The organism is Caldicellulosiruptor sp. DIB 104C (assembly GCF_028198085.1).
Taxonomy (GTDB): domain Bacteria; phylum Bacillota; class Thermoanaerobacteria; order Caldicellulosiruptorales; family Caldicellulosiruptoraceae; genus Caldicellulosiruptor; species Caldicellulosiruptor saccharolyticus.
This window is the reverse complement of the sequence record NZ_CP116337.1, coordinates 590,978-606,566: the sequence shown is the minus strand read 5'-3', so window position 1 is coordinate 606,566 and position 15,589 is coordinate 590,978. Positions and strand designations below refer to the sequence as shown.

The 15,589-nt window shown below is 35.9% G+C and carries 15 protein-coding genes, 1 tRNA gene and 1 pseudogene; 2 read left to right on the top strand and 15 right to left on the bottom strand.

Annotated features, from left to right (window positions below):
* Positions 1-10 precede the first annotated feature (10 nt).
* The 3 genes from porA to PGC14_RS02840 are packed head-to-tail and all read right to left on the bottom strand — an operon-like array spanning position 11 to position 2,094.
* The gene (gene porA, locus PGC14_RS02850) at positions 11-1,192 is read right to left on the bottom strand and encodes a pyruvate ferredoxin oxidoreductase (RefSeq protein WP_271629469.1); all 1,182 of its coding nucleotides are present in this window, start codon (positions 1,190-1,192) and stop codon (positions 11-13) included.
* Positions 1,193-1,219: 27 nt separating this feature from the next.
* Positions 1,220-1,519, bottom strand: coding sequence for a 4Fe-4S binding protein (locus tag PGC14_RS02845; protein WP_039766086.1), 300 nt, complete (start codon positions 1,517-1,519; stop codon positions 1,220-1,222).
* Positions 1,519-2,094 carry a 2-oxoacid:acceptor oxidoreductase family protein gene (locus tag PGC14_RS02840; protein ID WP_271629468.1) on the bottom strand — a complete coding sequence of 192 codons (576 nt, stop codon included), beginning with the start codon at positions 2,092-2,094 and terminating at the stop codon, positions 1,519-1,521. The genes PGC14_RS02845 and PGC14_RS02840 overlap by 1 nt, the downstream gene beginning before the upstream one ends.
* A gap of 226 nt (positions 2,095-2,320) precedes the next feature.
* On the opposite strand from PGC14_RS02840, the gene PGC14_RS02835 reads away from it, so the two are divergent.
* The gene (locus tag PGC14_RS02835) at positions 2,321-3,019 is read left to right on the top strand and encodes a TVP38/TMEM64 family protein (RefSeq protein WP_039766081.1); all 699 of its coding nucleotides are present in this window, start codon (positions 2,321-2,323) and stop codon (positions 3,017-3,019) included.
* A 36-nt stretch (positions 3,020-3,055) separates the two neighbouring features.
* Here PGC14_RS02835 and serS read toward each other — a convergent pair whose 3' ends face one another.
* Positions 3,056-4,318, bottom strand: coding sequence for a serine--tRNA ligase (gene serS, locus PGC14_RS02830; RefSeq protein ID WP_039766079.1), 1,263 nt, complete (start codon positions 4,316-4,318; stop codon positions 3,056-3,058).
* 175 nt (positions 4,319-4,493) lie between these two features.
* Between serS and PGC14_RS02825 the strand changes: the two genes are divergently transcribed.
* A tRNA-Arg gene (locus PGC14_RS02825) sits at positions 4,494-4,570 on the top strand.
* 138 nt (positions 4,571-4,708) lie between these two features.
* On the opposite strand, the gene PGC14_RS02820 is transcribed toward PGC14_RS02825, so the two are convergent.
* The 11 genes and pseudogenes from PGC14_RS02820 to PGC14_RS02765 all read right to left on the bottom strand — a co-directional run bounded on the left by PGC14_RS02820 (position 4,709) and on the right by PGC14_RS02765 (position 15,589).
* Positions 4,709-5,383 carry a M48 family metallopeptidase gene (locus tag PGC14_RS02820; protein WP_039766077.1) on the bottom strand — a complete coding sequence of 225 codons (675 nt, stop codon included), beginning with the start codon at positions 5,381-5,383 and terminating at the stop codon, positions 4,709-4,711.
* 4 nt (positions 5,384-5,387) lie between these two features.
* Positions 5,388-8,597 carry a type I restriction endonuclease subunit R gene (locus tag PGC14_RS02815; RefSeq protein ID WP_271629467.1) on the bottom strand — a complete coding sequence of 1,070 codons (3,210 nt, stop codon included), beginning with the start codon at positions 8,595-8,597 and terminating at the stop codon, positions 5,388-5,390.
* Positions 8,598-8,685: 88 nt separating this feature from the next.
* Positions 8,686-8,949, bottom strand: a complete 264-nt coding sequence (locus PGC14_RS02810) for a DUF86 domain-containing protein (protein ID WP_271629466.1) — start codon at positions 8,947-8,949, stop codon at positions 8,686-8,688.
* A complete protein-coding gene (locus tag PGC14_RS02805; RefSeq protein ID WP_127351497.1) occupies positions 8,942-9,232 on the bottom strand; it encodes a nucleotidyltransferase family protein in 291 nt (96 codons plus the stop codon). The genes PGC14_RS02810 and PGC14_RS02805 overlap by 8 nt, the downstream gene beginning before the upstream one ends.
* Complete coding sequence (locus tag PGC14_RS02800) at positions 9,229-10,566, bottom strand: restriction endonuclease subunit S (protein ID WP_422653034.1); 1,338 nt, start codon at positions 10,564-10,566, stop codon at positions 9,229-9,231. The genes PGC14_RS02805 and PGC14_RS02800 overlap by 4 nt, the downstream gene beginning before the upstream one ends.
* Before the next feature lie 9 nt (positions 10,567-10,575).
* A pseudogene (locus PGC14_RS13455) lies at positions 10,576-11,887 on the bottom strand (ATP-binding protein).
* Positions 11,874-12,398: a hypothetical protein gene (locus tag PGC14_RS13340; protein WP_271629462.1), complete on the bottom strand. Its 525-nt coding sequence runs from the start codon at positions 12,396-12,398 to the stop codon at positions 11,874-11,876. Before PGC14_RS13340 ends, PGC14_RS13455 begins: the two are co-directional and overlap by 14 nt.
* Positions 12,373-12,825, bottom strand: a complete 453-nt coding sequence (locus tag PGC14_RS13335) for a type I restriction-modification system subunit M N-terminal domain-containing protein (RefSeq protein WP_271629461.1) — start codon at positions 12,823-12,825, stop codon at positions 12,373-12,375. The genes PGC14_RS13340 and PGC14_RS13335 overlap by 26 nt, the downstream gene beginning before the upstream one ends.
* A 159-nt stretch (positions 12,826-12,984) precedes the next feature.
* Positions 12,985-14,016, bottom strand: a complete 1,032-nt coding sequence (locus PGC14_RS02775) for a nicotinate phosphoribosyltransferase (protein WP_271629460.1) — start codon at positions 14,014-14,016, stop codon at positions 12,985-12,987.
* Complete coding sequence (locus PGC14_RS02770; RefSeq protein WP_271629459.1) at positions 14,013-14,795, bottom strand: energy-coupling factor ABC transporter ATP-binding protein; 783 nt, start codon at positions 14,793-14,795, stop codon at positions 14,013-14,015. The genes PGC14_RS02775 and PGC14_RS02770 overlap by 4 nt, the downstream gene beginning before the upstream one ends.
* Complete coding sequence (locus PGC14_RS02765; protein WP_271629458.1) at positions 14,792-15,589, bottom strand: CbiQ family ECF transporter T component; 798 nt, start codon at positions 15,587-15,589, stop codon at positions 14,792-14,794. Before PGC14_RS02765 ends, PGC14_RS02770 begins: the two co-directional genes overlap by 4 nt.

Sequence of the window (15,589 nt, the reverse complement as noted above, 5' to 3'; positions counted from 1 at the left end):
GCGCACCTCCTTATTCTCTCACGCCAATGTAGTTGTAGACTTCTCCGATATTGCCTGTCTTGACAATGTCAAGAAGTCTGTCAAAAACTTTTGCAATATCATCAATCTTTACGTCTCTTCCACCAAGGCCATAGATGTAGTTGATAATCTTGATACCATCAGCTCTTCCGTACAGAGCACTTGTAATCTCAGTAAACAGAGGACCACCTGCAGCATTAAAGCTGTCTGTCTTATCCATTACAGCAATTGCTTTAAGGTGCTTAAGTGCCCCTACAATCTCTTCAACTGGGAATGGTCTGAAAAGCCTTGGCTTAAGCAAACCTACCTTGTATCCTTTGCTTCTGTACTCGTCAACAACAGCTTTAGCAGTTCCTGCTGTTGAGTTCATAACAACAATTGCAACCTCTGCATCATCAAGCTTATAGGTTTCAAAAAGTCCATACTTTCTTCCACTTATCTTCGCAAACTCTTCGGCTACCTCTAAAACTACCTTCTTTGCATTTCTCATAGCTTCTGCCTGTTGCCTTTTGTGTTCAAAATAGTATGGTGGCAAGTCCAACGGACCCATTGAAATTGGATTTTCTTCATTCAAAAGGTAATATTCAGGATTGTACTCACCAATGAAGTTTCTTACAACCTCATCTTCTAAAAGCTCTATATTCTCAACAGCGTGGCTTGTGATAAACCCATCGTAACATACCATAACAGGAAGTCTAACATCTTTGTGCTCTGCAATTCTTATTGCTTGAATTAAAGAATCATATGCTTCTTGATTGTTTTCACAATAAATCTGAATCCATCCACTGTCTCTTGCACCCATTGAGTCTGAGTGGTCATTGTGAATATTGATAGGACCAGAAAGTGCCCTGTTTATAACTGCCATTACTATTGGAAGTCTCATTGAAGCAGCAATATATAGCATCTCCCACATCAGAGCTAAACCTTGTGAGGATGTAGCTGTCATTGTTCGAGCACCAGCTGCTGAAGCACCAATGCAGGCACTCATTGCACTGTGTTCAGATTCAACAGCAATAAACTCTGTGTCAACCTCACCATTTGCAACAAATTGAGAAAAATACTGTGGTACCTCAGTTGAAGGTGTTATTGGAAACGCGGCAACAACATCAGGATTTATCTGTCTCATAGCATACGCTATTGCCTCGTTACCGCTAAGTCTATCACGAATTGCCATTATTCTATTCCCTCCTCTGTAAAATTCTTACTTCTGTTCTTCTACAAAGTCAAAAGCCTTAAATGGGCAAACTTCTGTGCAAACACCACAACCTTTGCAATGGTCATAATCAACGCCAACCATCTTTCCATTTTCAACCTTTATAGATGAATCTGGACATACGTAGAAGCAAAACAGGCATTGTTTGCATTTATCTTCATGCCAAACAGGTCTCATTGTTCTCCAGTCGCCTGTTTTGAAATCCTCTGCATTCCCTGGGTCTATTATTATACCAGCGGGTGTCAATTCCTTCCATGTTGATTCCTCTGTTACTCTCATCTTTCTCATTATCCTTGCACCTCCTGCATTCCTCTAACAAACGCCTTCAAGTTACCCTCTATCACATCTGGCTTTGTCGCAAATTTGTGCTTGAGTGACTCCTCCATGTCCTTAATAGCTTCATTTTCAGGAATAATGCCTGTTACCTTAATTACAGCACCCAACACTGGAACATTGGGGAAATACTTACCCAAGCACTCCATAGAAATCTTTCTTGCGTCAATTGTATAAACCTTGCCATCAAAATCGCCTAAAAGCTTCTTGATTTCATCTGGAGATTTTGAAGTGTTTACAATGATTGCTCCGCCTTTCTTGAGTCCTTTTGTAACATCGACACTGCCAATGAGTGTCTCATCAACAACCACAACATAGTCTGGTTCATAGATGTTGCTATGGATTGTAATTCTCTCATCGCTTATTCTGTTGTAAGCTGTGATTGGGGCACCCATTCGCTCAGGACCATACTCAGGAAAACCTTGAACGTATTTGCCTGTGTTGAAAGCAGCTTCAGCTAAAAGAAGTGAAGCTGTCTTTGCACCCTGGCCACCTCTTCCGTGCCATCTTATCTCAATCATCTTGCCCATGTTCGTACCTCCTTTTTTAAAAACGTTACAGTCTTTTATTTGAACTACTAAAGAGAATCAATATTAACACTACCTTTTTATTATATATTTTGAATGTTAAAAAATCAACATATTTTTGAATACACCATAATTGTAATTATTTGTTATATGGCTTGATTTGTTTTTGTATTTAGGGTATAGTTATTTTCGATGAAAAATTTTTAAAAGAAACTTGTGGAGGGAGAAAGTGAAGGGCAAAAATGCTAAAATTGTGTTAAACATTATTGCAATATTACTTTTTTTAATTGCAATTGCCTTAGTTGGAGCAAAGTATTCAAAACAAATAATAGCACTCACATCAAGCCCAAGCAAATTCAGAGATTGGGTACTTTCTTATGGAAAGTGGGGCGTACTGGTTTTTATACTTTTCCAGGTTCTACAAGTTGTAGTGTCAGTTATTCCAGGTGAAGCTGTTCAGGTCTCTGGTGGATACATCTATGGAACTTTCGCGGGCACTTTTTACTCACTCACTGGGATAATGCTCGGTTCAGTAATAGTCTTTTGTCTTTCCCGACTTTTAGGATATAACTTAATCAAAAAAATTGTATCAGAGAAAAGTTTAGAAAAATTTTACTTTGTAATAAACTCGCCAAAAATTGAGGCAGTGATATTTCTTCTATTTTTAATTCCTGGAATACCAAAAGATATACTGGTGTACATTGCTGGACTTTCTCCAATTAAACCTATTAATTTCTTCATAATAACAGCCATTGCAAGATTCCCTGGAATTTTCTTTTCATCTTATTTTGGCAGCAATTTAGAAAAGAAAAATTATGAAGTTGCAATCGCAGTTGCAGTTGTGGCAATTGTTCTTTTCATAATCGGTCTTGTTTACCATGAAAAAATTATAAAAAAGATATCTTCTCTTGTTCATAAAAAAAGGTAGCAGCCTTTTTAAAAGGCTGCTACCTTTTCTGTTTTTTTACTTTATAATGTCTGTGCCCATATACTTTCTTAAAACCTCAGGCACCACTACACTCCCGTCCTTTTGCTGGAAGTTTTCAAGTATTGCTGCAACAGTTCTGCCCACTGCAAGACCTGAGCCATTTAATGTGTGGACAAAGTCGAGCTTTCCATCTTTTCTTCTAAACCTGATATTTGCTCTTCTTGCTTGATAGCTTTCAAAATTAGAACAAGATGAAATTTCAACATACCTTCCGTAACTTGGCATCCAAACTTCAATGTCGTACGTCTTTGCAGACGAAAAACCTAAATCACCTGAACAAAGCAAAACAACCCTGTATGGTAATCCTAAGTGCTTTAGCACATCCTCAGCATCGGCTGTAAGCTTCTCAAGCTCATCATAAGAATCTTCTGGTTTTGCAAACTTTACAAGCTCAACCTTGTTAAACTGATGCTGGCGAATAAGCCCTCTTGTGTCTTTGCCGGCAGCCCCTGCTTCTGCTCTAAAACATGCAGAGTAGGCAACATATTTTATCGGGAGGTCTTCTTCTTTTAATATCTCTTCTCTGTGGTAGTTTGTAACAGGCACTTCTGCAGTTGGTATCAAAAAGTAGTCATCTGTTGTTTTAAAAGCGTCTTCTTCAAACTTTGGAAGCTGCCCTGTGCCAATCATAGATTTTCTGGCAACCAAAAATGGTGGGAAAAGTTCTATATATCCGTGTTTTTCTATGTGAAGGTCAAGCATAAAGTTAATTAAGGCTCTCTCAAGCCTTGCACCAAGCCCTTTGTAAAATGTAAAGCGGCTACCTGAAACTTTTGAGGCTCTTTCAAAATCTAAAATCCCTAATTTTTCTCCTATTTCCCAGTGAGGCTTTATCTCAAAATCAGGGACCCTTGGCTCTCCCCATCTGCGCACCTCAACGTTCTCTGTATCGTCCTTGCCAACCGGCACAGACTCATGAGGAATATTGGGAATGGTTAGCAAAATCTTTTCTATCTCATCCTCGACTTCTTTAACCTGGCTATCTAACTCTTTAATTTTATCAGACAACTCTTTTAGCTCATTCATAAGCTCTGTTGTGTCTTTTCCTTCTTTTTTAAGCTTTGGAATCTCTTTTGACTTTTGATTTTGAGTAGCTTTCATTCTTTCAACTTCTGCAAGAAGTTTCCTTCTCTTTTCATCAAGTTCTAAAATAGGTGCAATTGAAATATCCTTATTTCTTTTATTGAGGCCTTCTTGGACTTTTTCTGGGTTTGATCTTATAAACTTTAAATCAAGCATTTTATGGTCTCTCCTTCTATAGTTAAGTTGTTTTTCTAAGGTTGATTATAAAGTTATTCTGTAGTTTAAATCTTATCAGTGTTTTCAGAGCTTGTAAATATTTTATCACAAAAAGCTGCTACTTTACAAACCCTAAGAAATGTTGTATTATATTATTTGCAAAATCCAAATAGATGCGCCCGTAGCTCAGCAGGATAGAGCAATGGTTTCCTAAACCATGTGCCGGAGGTTCGAGTCCTCTCGGGCGCACCATTTTAAAAAGGAAAATCAACAACCAATAACAGAAAAAGAATAAAAAACTTGTGCTGCGAAAGTAGAAAAAGCTTAATTTAAGCACAGGTTTTTTTGTTTTTTTAACATTTCTGGCAAAAGACCTTCAAAAATTTGACTTTATATATTAAGCAGATATCCATTCTTCTTAAGCCACTCTTCATGCTTTTTATAGTCAGGCATAAGCATCTTTACCTTTGTCCAAAAAGCCTTGCCATGATTTTTCTCTTCAAGATGCACAAGCTCATGAACAATCACATAGTCTATTACAGACAGCGGTGCCATAATAAGTCTCCAAGAAAAGTTTAAGTTACCTTTTGCAGAACAAGAACCCCATCTTCTCTGTGCATTTGTTATATTTACTTTGTTGTATTTAAAATCTCTTTTTTGAGCCCACCAGTTTACTCTCTCAAGAATCTTCTCATAGGCAGCTTTTTTATACCAATCTATGAATACATTCTTTGCTTCTGGCAAAGCACTTCTTGAGAGATAAAACCCATTTTCGAATTTGAGCGGGACATCTTGGTTTTCCACTATGTGCAGTTTATAATACCTGCCAAGGTATAAAAATCCCTCTCCGCTGACAAATTCTTTTGGCAAGACTTTGGGATCTCTCGCTTCTATCTCTTTCTTTCTCTTGTCAATCCACTTTCTATGTTTTTGAATAACATCCCATATTGTTTTTTCATCCACATTGATCGGAGCTTTGACTATGAGTGTGCTATTTTCTGTTATTTGCAAAGCTATGGTTTTTCTATTTGAGCGTATGATTTTTTCAATTTTAATGTCTAGCATAATATCACTTCCTAAAATGATGATAAGCAAGTTCTAAAAGTCTTTGAGCTATTTCATTTCTCTTGTTGAATATATTTTGACCGGAAGAATTAGAGATATATACTGCAGTTTCAGTTTTAACTCCATCATGGTTGTTTTCATACATAGCAGGTGATATTTTTTCAAGCAAATGCGAAATTATAAAGAATTTCAACTTTCTTTGTTTTGTTGCACTTTCCCAAAAATCAACCGCTTGAACCTCTCTGCTTATTAATTCTACCAAATCTCTTGTTGTGCTAACAAGAAAATCTATTTCGCTCTCAGAAAGTTCACTTACAGGTTTTTTCCCAAATATTTGGTCTTTTAGCAACCCAAAAAACGGCATTTCTTTCTTAGGGTCAAGCCCATAAGTCTGTTCTGCTTCTCTCCCTTTTTTCAACTCTTCTCTTAATTTTTCTAATTCAATACATTGAGCATCCCAATTTTCTTTGTATTCTTGAAGTAACCTCTTTAGTCTATCTGAAAACCTCTCATAAAGTTCTGGATCTTCTTCCCAATGCTCATCAATATACTCAATTATCGCATGCTGTAACTCTTGAGCTTTTGCCTTGCTTGATTTTTTGTGAAGTTTTTCTAGGAATTTGTCTTCAAAAAGTGGAGTAGGTGGTACTTTGGGATCTATTCCCTGAGAGATCAGGTATTCTTCCACAATTTCTCTTATCTTATTGCTTGCATCTTTTATACTCAGCTTGTCATCTCTGTATCTATTTCGAGCGGATTCTTTTATGAAAGCAAGAATTTTCAAGTCAGTAAGGTATCTTAGTGCTGCAGGGTCAGGAAAAACCTCGTCCATACAACGGTTAAACCATCTCACAAGAGCTATAAATTCATTTCTGACCTGCTCATCAACAAGAATGTCAATACATTCATCTACATTCTGGCGCCAGTTTCTAATGCCATATTTTTCAAAAAACTCTTCAATAAGATTGTGAACATACTTTAGCTCATCAATGCTCTTTGCTTTGTTCTTTACAACCTCTGAAATTTCCTCAATATCTTCATCTGCGTAAATAGCCAGGGCCTCTTTTAAATGTTTTAAAACACCTACATAATCTACAACAAAACCACATGACTTATTTTTATAAACTCTGTTTACTCTTGCAATAGCTTGTAGCAAGTTATGTCCTTTTATCACATTATCAAGATACATAACCTGCTCAACAGGTGCATCAAAACCAGTTATTAGCATATTTTGAACAACCAAAATACCAACATTGCCGCTGATACCATTTTCATCCACTTTGTCAAATGGAAGTTTAAAACTTTTGATTATCCTTTCGTGCTCATTTGGGTCAGTATAAGGACGATACTCAGGTGGGTCATTCTGAGCTCCTGAAATAACCACACCAACCTCTAACTTTTTCAATGTTTCTAAATCTATTTTTGAATTATTTTCTTTTTCCAATTCAGAAATCTTTTCTTTGAGAGCCTCTTCAAGTGCTTTTTTATATCTTATTGCAGCAAGACGTGACACTGTAACAACTTGAGCTTTAAATCCATTTGGGAATATATGAGTTATATAGTGCTCTATCATATCTCTGGCTTTGTCGCGGATTACCTCTTCAGCTTCAAGATATGCTCTCCATGTGAATCTTCCCATTATCATTCTTTTTGTATCTTTATCAGCGTCTTTGAAAACATCTTCAAACTTTGCATTTGCTGCCTCTTCGTCTGAAAGCTCTGCGCTATGGACTCTTCCTTCATATACAATCTCAACAGTCACACCATCTTCAACTGCCTGCTTTATGCTGTACTTGTCTATGTAATCGCCAAATGTCATCTCGGTCTTTTCTATAGGTGTACCTGTAAATGCTATTTTTGTTGCATTTGGAAGAGCTTTTCTTAAATTTGCACCCAGCAGTTTGTATTGTGTTCTGTGTGCTTCATCTATCATTATTAGAATATTAGGTGATGTATTGAGGACAGGAAATTCTCCTTTTAATTCCCTCTCTTGAAATTTATGAACCATAGCCATGACAAGTTCGGGTGTGTCAGTTTTTAAAAGTTCTTTAAGTTCCTGAATGCTTCTTGCTAACTTAACAGTAAATCCAACACTTCTTGATGTTTCATTTAACTGCTTTTCAAGATCTCTTCTATCTGTGACAAAAACAATTTTATAGTTTCCAAATTCAGGATTGTGATAAAGCTCTCGAACCATAAACATCATTGTCAAAGATTTACCGGAGCCTTGTGTATGCCAAACAATTCCTCCTCTTTCGGTTGGTGTTTTGCCTTCTTTTATCCTTTTTATCATCTTCTTTACTGCTCTAAATTGCTGATATCTTGCAACAACCTTTATCATTTTGCTCTTTGGATCTTCTTTAAAGATGGTGAATGTGTGAAGCAGATCAAGAAGGTTTTCTTTTGAAAGCATACCATGAATCAAAACCTGTTGACTTGTTACATTTCCATCTGGATTTACGTCTGACAGTGAAAAAGGATAAGGGTCTTTCCACTCAACAAAGTGCTCATACTCTGAAGTTATTGTGCCATATTTTGCGACCTGATTGGATGTAGCTACCACAAATAGGTTGTACCAGAAAAGCTTTTCATTTCCCTCAATTACGCCACGTCTGTTACAATAGCGCATAAGCTGAGTAATTGCTTCAGAAATTGGGTCAGCAACTGCTGGAGATTTGCATTCAACCACCACAAGAGGCAAACCATTTACAAAAAGAACTATATCGGGAATAATATGTTTTTCAGTCCCCGTTATATTCACTTTAAACTGTGATATAGCAATGAATGAATTATTGTCCGGATTTTTAAAATCAATAAACTTAACAGTTGGGCTTTTTTCTCCTGTTTTTCTATTTTCAGAAACTGAGGTGTTCTCTAAAAGCAAGTCGTGGATTTCTTTATTTGCCTCTAAAAGAGAGTTTGACTGTGGTGTTGTAATTCTTCGAACAACTTCACTTATTTGGTCATCTTCTATCCATGGGTTTATTCTCTTTAAAGACTCCCTTAAAACTCCCTCAAGGATTACTTCTTTAAAGCTTTCTCTAAATTTCTGGCTTTCACCATATTCAGCTTCTAATGAAGAAGTGAACGATATTATTTCTTTTGTATCCTCAGGGTTATCTTTGTTCTGCCTATAAATCTTCCATCCAAGCCTTTGAAGCTGAAAGAGGAATGGATTTTCAACATAATGTTCTTCGTCAAGTTTGTAAAACATTTTTAACTCTCCTCTTCAAGAAGGAATTTTACTGCCTTTTCTAGTTCCGGCAGCTTCTTTTTGATAACCTCCCAGATTATTTCAGCATCTATTTTCCGAAATACTCATGAATAAGAATATCTCTTAAACCAGCGATTTTCTTCCATTCTATTGGATAAAGTTCTCTTTTATCATCCGGAATCTGCTTAACAGCTTCACCAATATTTTCAAGAGCTTTTAAAACTGCATAAAAAACCAGTTCATTTTCAACAAAATTGTTGTATTTTTCAATCCCTTGTGTAAACTTTTTAATGCGGTCAATCTCTTCAATGATGTCTTCAAGAATTACTTTTAGTATACGCTTTTTAGACATATACTGCTTCCTCCATTATGAAAGGTTTTAGACGTGGATTTATAGCTGATTTAATCACAAGGTCAACCTTTTTACCAAAAAGTTCTTCAAGGTAGAATTTCAAATTCATATAATTATCGAATGTTTTGTAACCCTCTTTAAAATCAACAATGATATCTACATCACTATCTTTTCTTTGTTCGCCTCTTGCATAGGAGCCAAAGATAGCAATTTCAATTACTCCGAACTTTTCCACTAAATAATTTTTTCGTTCTTGTAGAATTACTTGTATATCATTGTTCATTTTTCTTCCTCCTCAATAAGGTGGTTTACCCTGACTTTGCCTGTTAGCAAATCTTCCATTAAGCCTTTTTTGATTCTTTCAAGTTTTTCCTTATAGGCTTGCTCTTTTTCTATGGCTTCATCTATTTGAGATAGAATTGAAGCTATGCGTTGTTGTTCACGAGGGAGTGGTAGGGGAATTTCAAAATTAAAAATTTGAGATCTAGCAATTGCTTGAAAGGTTGAACCTTCCCCTATTGCTTCAACATTAGATTTTTGAAACGTCATTAGATAATATAAGAAAAGAGCTTTAATACCTTTTTTTGCACTTAATGAAGCTAACCCTCTTCCGATACAGTAAGTCTTATCTGCAATATTAACATCACCTACTGGAGCTCTAACTGAAATCAATATAGAATTCTCAAAGGCTATTTTTAAAGGTTTAGTGGTATATTTAACCTCTACAGGATGCTTACTTTCAAATTCTTGTTTGCCTTGCAAAAAAGGCATTCCTTTTCCTTCTATATTGTATGATTCACTTGGTGGAGACTGTCCCATGGTTATTTCTACAACTTCCCCCAACCTCACCACTTCCCACTCCTCTGGAATCCTCCCAAGCGGTGAGTCCTTGAATTTATCAATATTCTCATCTCTCAACCTCCACCTCTCGCTTTCACCTTCACCCTCACTTACCACTCCTTTAGTAAGCAAATCTTGCATCAAACCTTGCTTTATGCGTTTGTATTTTTCTATAATGGCGTCAGTCTTCTCAATTGCACTGTCAATTGTCTCAAGTATTTCAGCGATTTTGCGTTGTTCGGGGAGAGGAGGCCTTGGTACTAAAAAATTTTTAATAAAAGTTGACGATAAACCGGGTTGAGCAGATCCTGTTATTCTATCTGTTATTTGTTTTTGACCAAAACGTGAAAAAAGCCAGTAAAATAAATATTGTTGAACGAATAATTTTTTGCTCCTGATAATAAAAAGGTGTTCATTAATAGCTATATCCTTATAAAACTTCTTTTTTAACATTGCAACTTTTCCAGTGTTGGCACCATCCTTATTTATAAGTATATCATTTTCCTCTGTTTTTCCCTTTGTCATAATTTTAAAAAATTTCTCAGGGATATATTTGGCATTTACATCTGAAAAATTTATCCTACCATCTAAAGTTATATGTTCTCCCCCTAAACTTGGTATTCCTTCATCTGAAGCACCACCTTTTGGCCTTAGACCCGATATTAAAACACAATCTCTTTCAAGAGACACTATTGTCCATTCTTTTGGAAACTCTGCATTATTAGCCACTTTCACATTACCTCCATTTGACCCCTTTATGACCCCATTGTGACCCATTTGACCCCTTTAGAGATCTTTTAATGAATAGTAAGTTCCCTTTCCTGTTATTCCTACTTTTTTAAGTAAATCTTTTTTAACAAGTTCTTCAAAATCTCTACTTGCAGTCTTTTTTGAAACTTTGTTGATCTCTTGATATTCCTTATTCGTGATTCTTCCTTTCTCCTTTACATACATAACTGCCTTTATCTGCCTTTCATTTAACCCAAGCTTGGCTAAATACTCTTCTGTGTATATGTCTTTATAAAATTCGACCACAAAACCGCCTTCTTCTTTAAACTCAGGTTCTGGCAGTCCTGCTTCCCTGCAAAGTTCAACCATTCTTTTTGTACCGCTTCCCCATTTTTCAATTAATCCTGCAAGGAAAAATACATAAGCAATATGCCTGTTGCGTGGTATTGATCCATGATCTTGTTTTAGCATCTCAATTGTTATTTCTTCTGGCAGTTTACCCGGATTGAAAAACCAAATTTTATTATCATAAATCTTTATTTGAATGTCCGCAAGGCTTAAATAATCCCTATGAATTAATGCATTTATTACTGCCTCTCTTATAGCTTCAAGAGGATAATCCCATATATCTTCTCTTTCTATCCCTTTTATTTCAAATCGAACATTCAAATGTTTTTTAATAGCTTCCATTAATCCATCAAGCTGTTTGAAAAGATTTCCACTAACATCAATGGTATCAAGTATGATGGTTGGAGTTTTAAATCTTCCAACACGGGCACCTGCACCGTGGATATACTTTTTGAGGTTTTTTACCAAAAAGCAACAATCCTGCATTTGTAAGTTTATCCTCTTTTACAAGTTCAAGGTTTTTGAGAATCTTTTCGATGGAATCTTCTTCGGATATTTCGGGCAATCTTTTCTTTGCCATCCTTTTAAACCTTTCTATTGTTTCGATGTCTACTTCGTCAACGCCTGCCTCAGAAGGTAATGAATCCCACGAAATTCGTTGTTTTTTTAACATAAATCTCACAAGTTCATTTCCGCTAAGTTGCTGAATGGTCGAACCTGTCCGAATGTAAAACTTGCCATCATATGAGATCGGCACTTCTGACTTTTCCACTTTTATTTTTATTACCTCCTGCCCTTTTACCATTTCAACATCAACATCTGCAATAACTCCAAGTTTGCTTAAAATTTTATTTGGTATGTCTTCAAGGAGTTTATCTATATTGGTTATTCCAATAGGATTGCCTTTGTCATCTACACCTATGTATATTATTCCACCTTCTGAATTAGCAAATGCACAGATTGTTTTAAGATGCTCGTCGTTCCACTGTGCTTTAAATTCCACTTGTTTAGACTCTCTCATAGTATCCAAGTTCCTCCAAAAATTTATTTAACCTACTGACCTCCTGCTCTCGTTCCTTTAAAAGATGTTCAAGAGACACATGATATTTATCCCAAAGCTTTTCAAAAATCTTTATCAGTTCTTTTTTCTCTGCATTTAAGTACTTTTCAAGTTGATTGCTAATTAATTCAAAGAACTTTTCAAGCAAAAGCTCTTTTGTTTCTTCTTCAGTAATAGATTCAATCTTTTCATCTATCTTATTTTCAATTTCCTTTTGCTTTCTACTTATCTCACTTCTTACCTTTTTAATTTCCTTTTCTTTTTGAGCAATATTTTCCAACAAATCTTCCCATTTTTTTGCTTCTCTTTTTGAAGCCTCGCTGTCTTTTGATCTTAAATCATTAACCAAGTCCTTCAAAAACTCTTTGACCTTGCTTGCAGTTTTATCACCCTGTTGCTCTTCATCCCAATCTTCAACTTCTTCTAAAAGTTCACTTAAATCTGCTTCAGTTGAAATGGTTAATAAGGTCAATAAGCTGCTGATCTTTGAGTCGGGTTTTTCCTTTTACTGCGTTAAAATCTATGTGTTTCAAAACTCCATCAAGCTCTGAATTTGCTTCCTCTAAAGCGCTCAGAGCTTTATTTAGCTGATTCCCAACATCTTCTTTTAATTTCAAAATATTTTCCCATCTTGCCTTTTCAGGGACAAAAAAGGCATCACCATAAGAGCTTGGATCTTCTAATAGTTCACGTATTTGTTTTTCAGAAAATCCCATAGCTATAAATCTGTCTTTCAACTCCTGCCTTTTTTCTTCAAAAACATCTGAGGTGTATTTTAGAAAAAGCATACCAAAAATATATTCTTTATACTCAGAGGCATCCATCTTACCTCTGAGTATATCAGCTGCCTTGAAAAGATGGGTTTCAAGCTGTCTTAAGGTTATTTTGTCACCAGCCAAATCAACCCCTCCGATTAAACTTTATTGACACAATAAATATTATACTATAGTCATTTTATTCTTTGTTATCTATTTTACCAATTACTAAATTATTTCTCAATCAATTCAATCTGTGAAAATTCCCAATCTATATCACTTTGAATTTGGCATACCCAGAAATCACTTTACCCTCTTTAGCCTCTTATTTTCTGTCACTCCAGGAATTCTTCCTCTTTTTGCAACAGGTTTGCCGTCAACCTCTTTTATATCCATTGTCATGTCAATTGGAGGTGCAGAAGAAATATAGCTTCCAACACCAAAAGCATCAGCCCCTGCTTCAGATAAAGCTTTTATCTTCTCAGGGTAAAGCCCGCCTGAGACAAATATTTTCACATGTGAAAAACCCTCTAAATCAAGCCTTTTTCTTACCTCGTAGACAAGCTCGGGTGTAACGCCGCCTCTTTCACCCGGGGTGTCAAGTCTTATGCCATGCAACCTTTCTTTCAATGTCCTTGCAACATCCAGCGCCTCTTGAGCTTCGTCCTTGAACGTGTCAACAAGTATGATGCGAGGTGAGTCTTCTGGAATCACCTTATCATAGGCCACTGCAACATCTTCTGTTGACCCAGCAATCAGTATTGCAGCATGTGGAATTGTTCCCGATGGAGAAATTCCCAATATTTTGGCTGCCAATATGCAGCTTACCCCATCAGCGCCACCCACTTTTGCAGCCCTTTCCATCACAGGCGCAACTGAAGGATGGATGTGTCGCGCACCAAAGCACAAAACAGGTTTTCCATCTGCTGCCTGCTTGCACTCATGCGCAGCTGTTGCCCACGCAGATGAACTTGCAAGAATGCCAAGAATTGGTGTTTCAAATATACCAAACTCTGTGTACTTGCCCTCTATTCTCATCACAACTTCTTTTGCTGAAAAACTTTCTCCCTCTTCTAAGGAGTACACTTTACAATCTATATCTTTTAAAAGATTCAAAACTTCAGGAAGTCCACAAAAAATTCCATCTCTTCTTGCAAAAATTTCAGCCTTCACCACTGCATCTTCTTTTTTAAGATACCTTAATACTTCCAGTGTTTTTATAAAATAAATGTCAGTAGTTAATCCCATCTTTATTTCATCATGCTGTGCTGAGAAAAAAAGTCTGTCTTTATCTGTTTTGAGCTTTTCAACATCTTCAAGTTTGTTTATTCTCATGGACCTGCCTCACTTCCTTTAGGATATTTTTTGAAAATCTCAAATTCCTCGTCTATTACATTTGCTTCTATTAAAAGTTCTTTGTCCTTCAATATTTCCTCTGTCTTTCCAATTTTTAGAATCTTATGATCAGGTGACATAACAATCATAAAATCAGCAAGTAGTAAAAGCACATCAAAATGGTGGGTTGAAAGAATGATTGTCTTTCCAGCATTTTTCAGCTCGCTTAAAACTTTCGCAATGAACCTTATACTCTTTGGATCAAGATCGTTTGTTGGCTCATCTAAAATAAGAATATCAGGATTGTTTACAAGGATTGATGCAAGTGCTACCTTTTTCTTTTCACCACCGCTTAAAACAAGTATATCACTTTGTAATAAATTCTCAATCCCAAAAAGTTTTGCGATCTCCAAAACCCTCTTTTCTATTTCTTTCTCATCGGCTATGTACTGCCTTGGTCCAAATGCAATTTCATCAAACACATTAAGATTAAAAAGCTGTAGGTCAGTATCTTGAAACAAATAGCCAACCTTCTTGTAAAATCCTTCTTTGAACAGCTTTTCAAAAGTGGATTTGTCAAGCTTTTTGTCAAAAAAATAAAGTTCACCTTCAAAGTTAAGTTCTACTCCTGCAAGAATCTTCATAAGCGTGGTCTTGCCACTGCCGTTGCAGCCAATGAGTGCGTATGACTTTCCTTTTTCTATTTCAAAATTCAGATTATCGAGAATAATCTTATTGTTAATTTTATATGTCAAATTCTTTGCCGAATAAACGTTCATACTAACATCCTCTCCAAGACTGTCAATATTAGTGCCGTTAAAAGTGTGAGAATTTCACCTATTCCCATTCTGAATTTATAAGTTGTAGAAGCACTTTTATTTTTGGGACTATATCCGCGAGTTTTCATCGCAATAAGTGTATTTTCTGAGAGATACAAACTCTTTGCCATTACAACCTTGAGCATTTGTTTTACAAATACCATCTTGTTAGGAGTCTTCCCTACTGTCCTTGTCTTTTTTGCTAAAAGAATGTGCGTGATTGTTGTAATGAGAATAAAAATATTTCTCAGTGTAAGTTCCACAAGCCACATAAATTCTCTCAATCCCTTAAAAAAAGAAAAAGGCTTAAATAGCCTATCGATTTTTGAGTTGTAGATTATAACCTCACCTATCATAATTATAATACCCACTTTTAAGCTCTGTAAAACAGTGGTAATGAAATTTTTAGTCAACACCGTATAAGGAATACCTATTGCAAACGTCAAAAGCGGTACAAAAACCCACGAAGAAATTAACAATGCTTTTAAATCTGCTTTTGAAATAAGAGCAATAATAATAATTAATGCAAATGACAATGCTATAAAATATAAACTTTGTGATGTCGCAACTAAAAAACTAAACCAAATCAAGAATATAAGCTTTGCCCATTCATCAATTTTTGAAAAAACACTTTTATTTGTTTTAAAGAACCACTGCGAAAGCTTTAAATACTCAGAAATAGATTTTTGTACGTAGCTTTCTTTTTCAACACTTATTGCAAAGGTATCTTCGCTCTTTAAAAACTCTGGTAACAC

Bases quoted from the DNA above. Each gene is read 5' to 3' on its own strand.
- porA (WP_271629469.1), bottom strand. From the start codon at position 1,192: ATGGCAATTCGTGATAGACTTAGCGGTAACGAGGCAATAGCGTATGCT.
- PGC14_RS02845 (WP_039766086.1), bottom strand. From the start codon at position 1,519: ATGAGAAAGATGAGAGTAACAGAGGAATCAACATGGAAGGAATTGACA.
- PGC14_RS02840 (WP_271629468.1), bottom strand. From the start codon at position 2,094: ATGGGCAAGATGATTGAGATAAGATGGCACGGAAGAGGTGGCCAGGGT.
- serS (WP_039766079.1), bottom strand. From the start codon at position 4,318: ATGCTTGATTTAAAGTTTATAAGATCAAACCCAGAAAAAGTCCAAGAA.
- PGC14_RS02820 (WP_039766077.1), bottom strand. From the start codon at position 5,383: ATGCTAGACATTAAAATTGAAAAAATCATACGCTCAAATAGAAAAACC.
- PGC14_RS02815 (WP_271629467.1), bottom strand. From the start codon at position 8,597: ATGTTTTACAAACTTGACGAAGAACATTATGTTGAAAATCCATTCCTC.
- PGC14_RS02810 (WP_271629466.1), bottom strand. From the start codon at position 8,949: ATGTCTAAAAAGCGTATACTAAAAGTAATTCTTGAAGACATCATTGAA.
- PGC14_RS02805 (WP_127351497.1), bottom strand. From the start codon at position 9,232: ATGAACAATGATATACAAGTAATTCTACAAGAACGAAAAAATTATTTA.
- PGC14_RS02800 (WP_422653034.1), bottom strand. From the start codon at position 10,566: ATGGGTCACAATGGGGTCATAAAGGGGTCAAATGGAGGTAATGTGAAA.
- PGC14_RS02775 (WP_271629460.1), bottom strand. From the start codon at position 14,016: ATGAGAATAAACAAACTTGAAGATGTTGAAAAGCTCAAAACAGATAAA.
- PGC14_RS02770 (WP_271629459.1), bottom strand. From the start codon at position 14,795: ATGAACGTTTATTCGGCAAAGAATTTGACATATAAAATTAACAATAAG.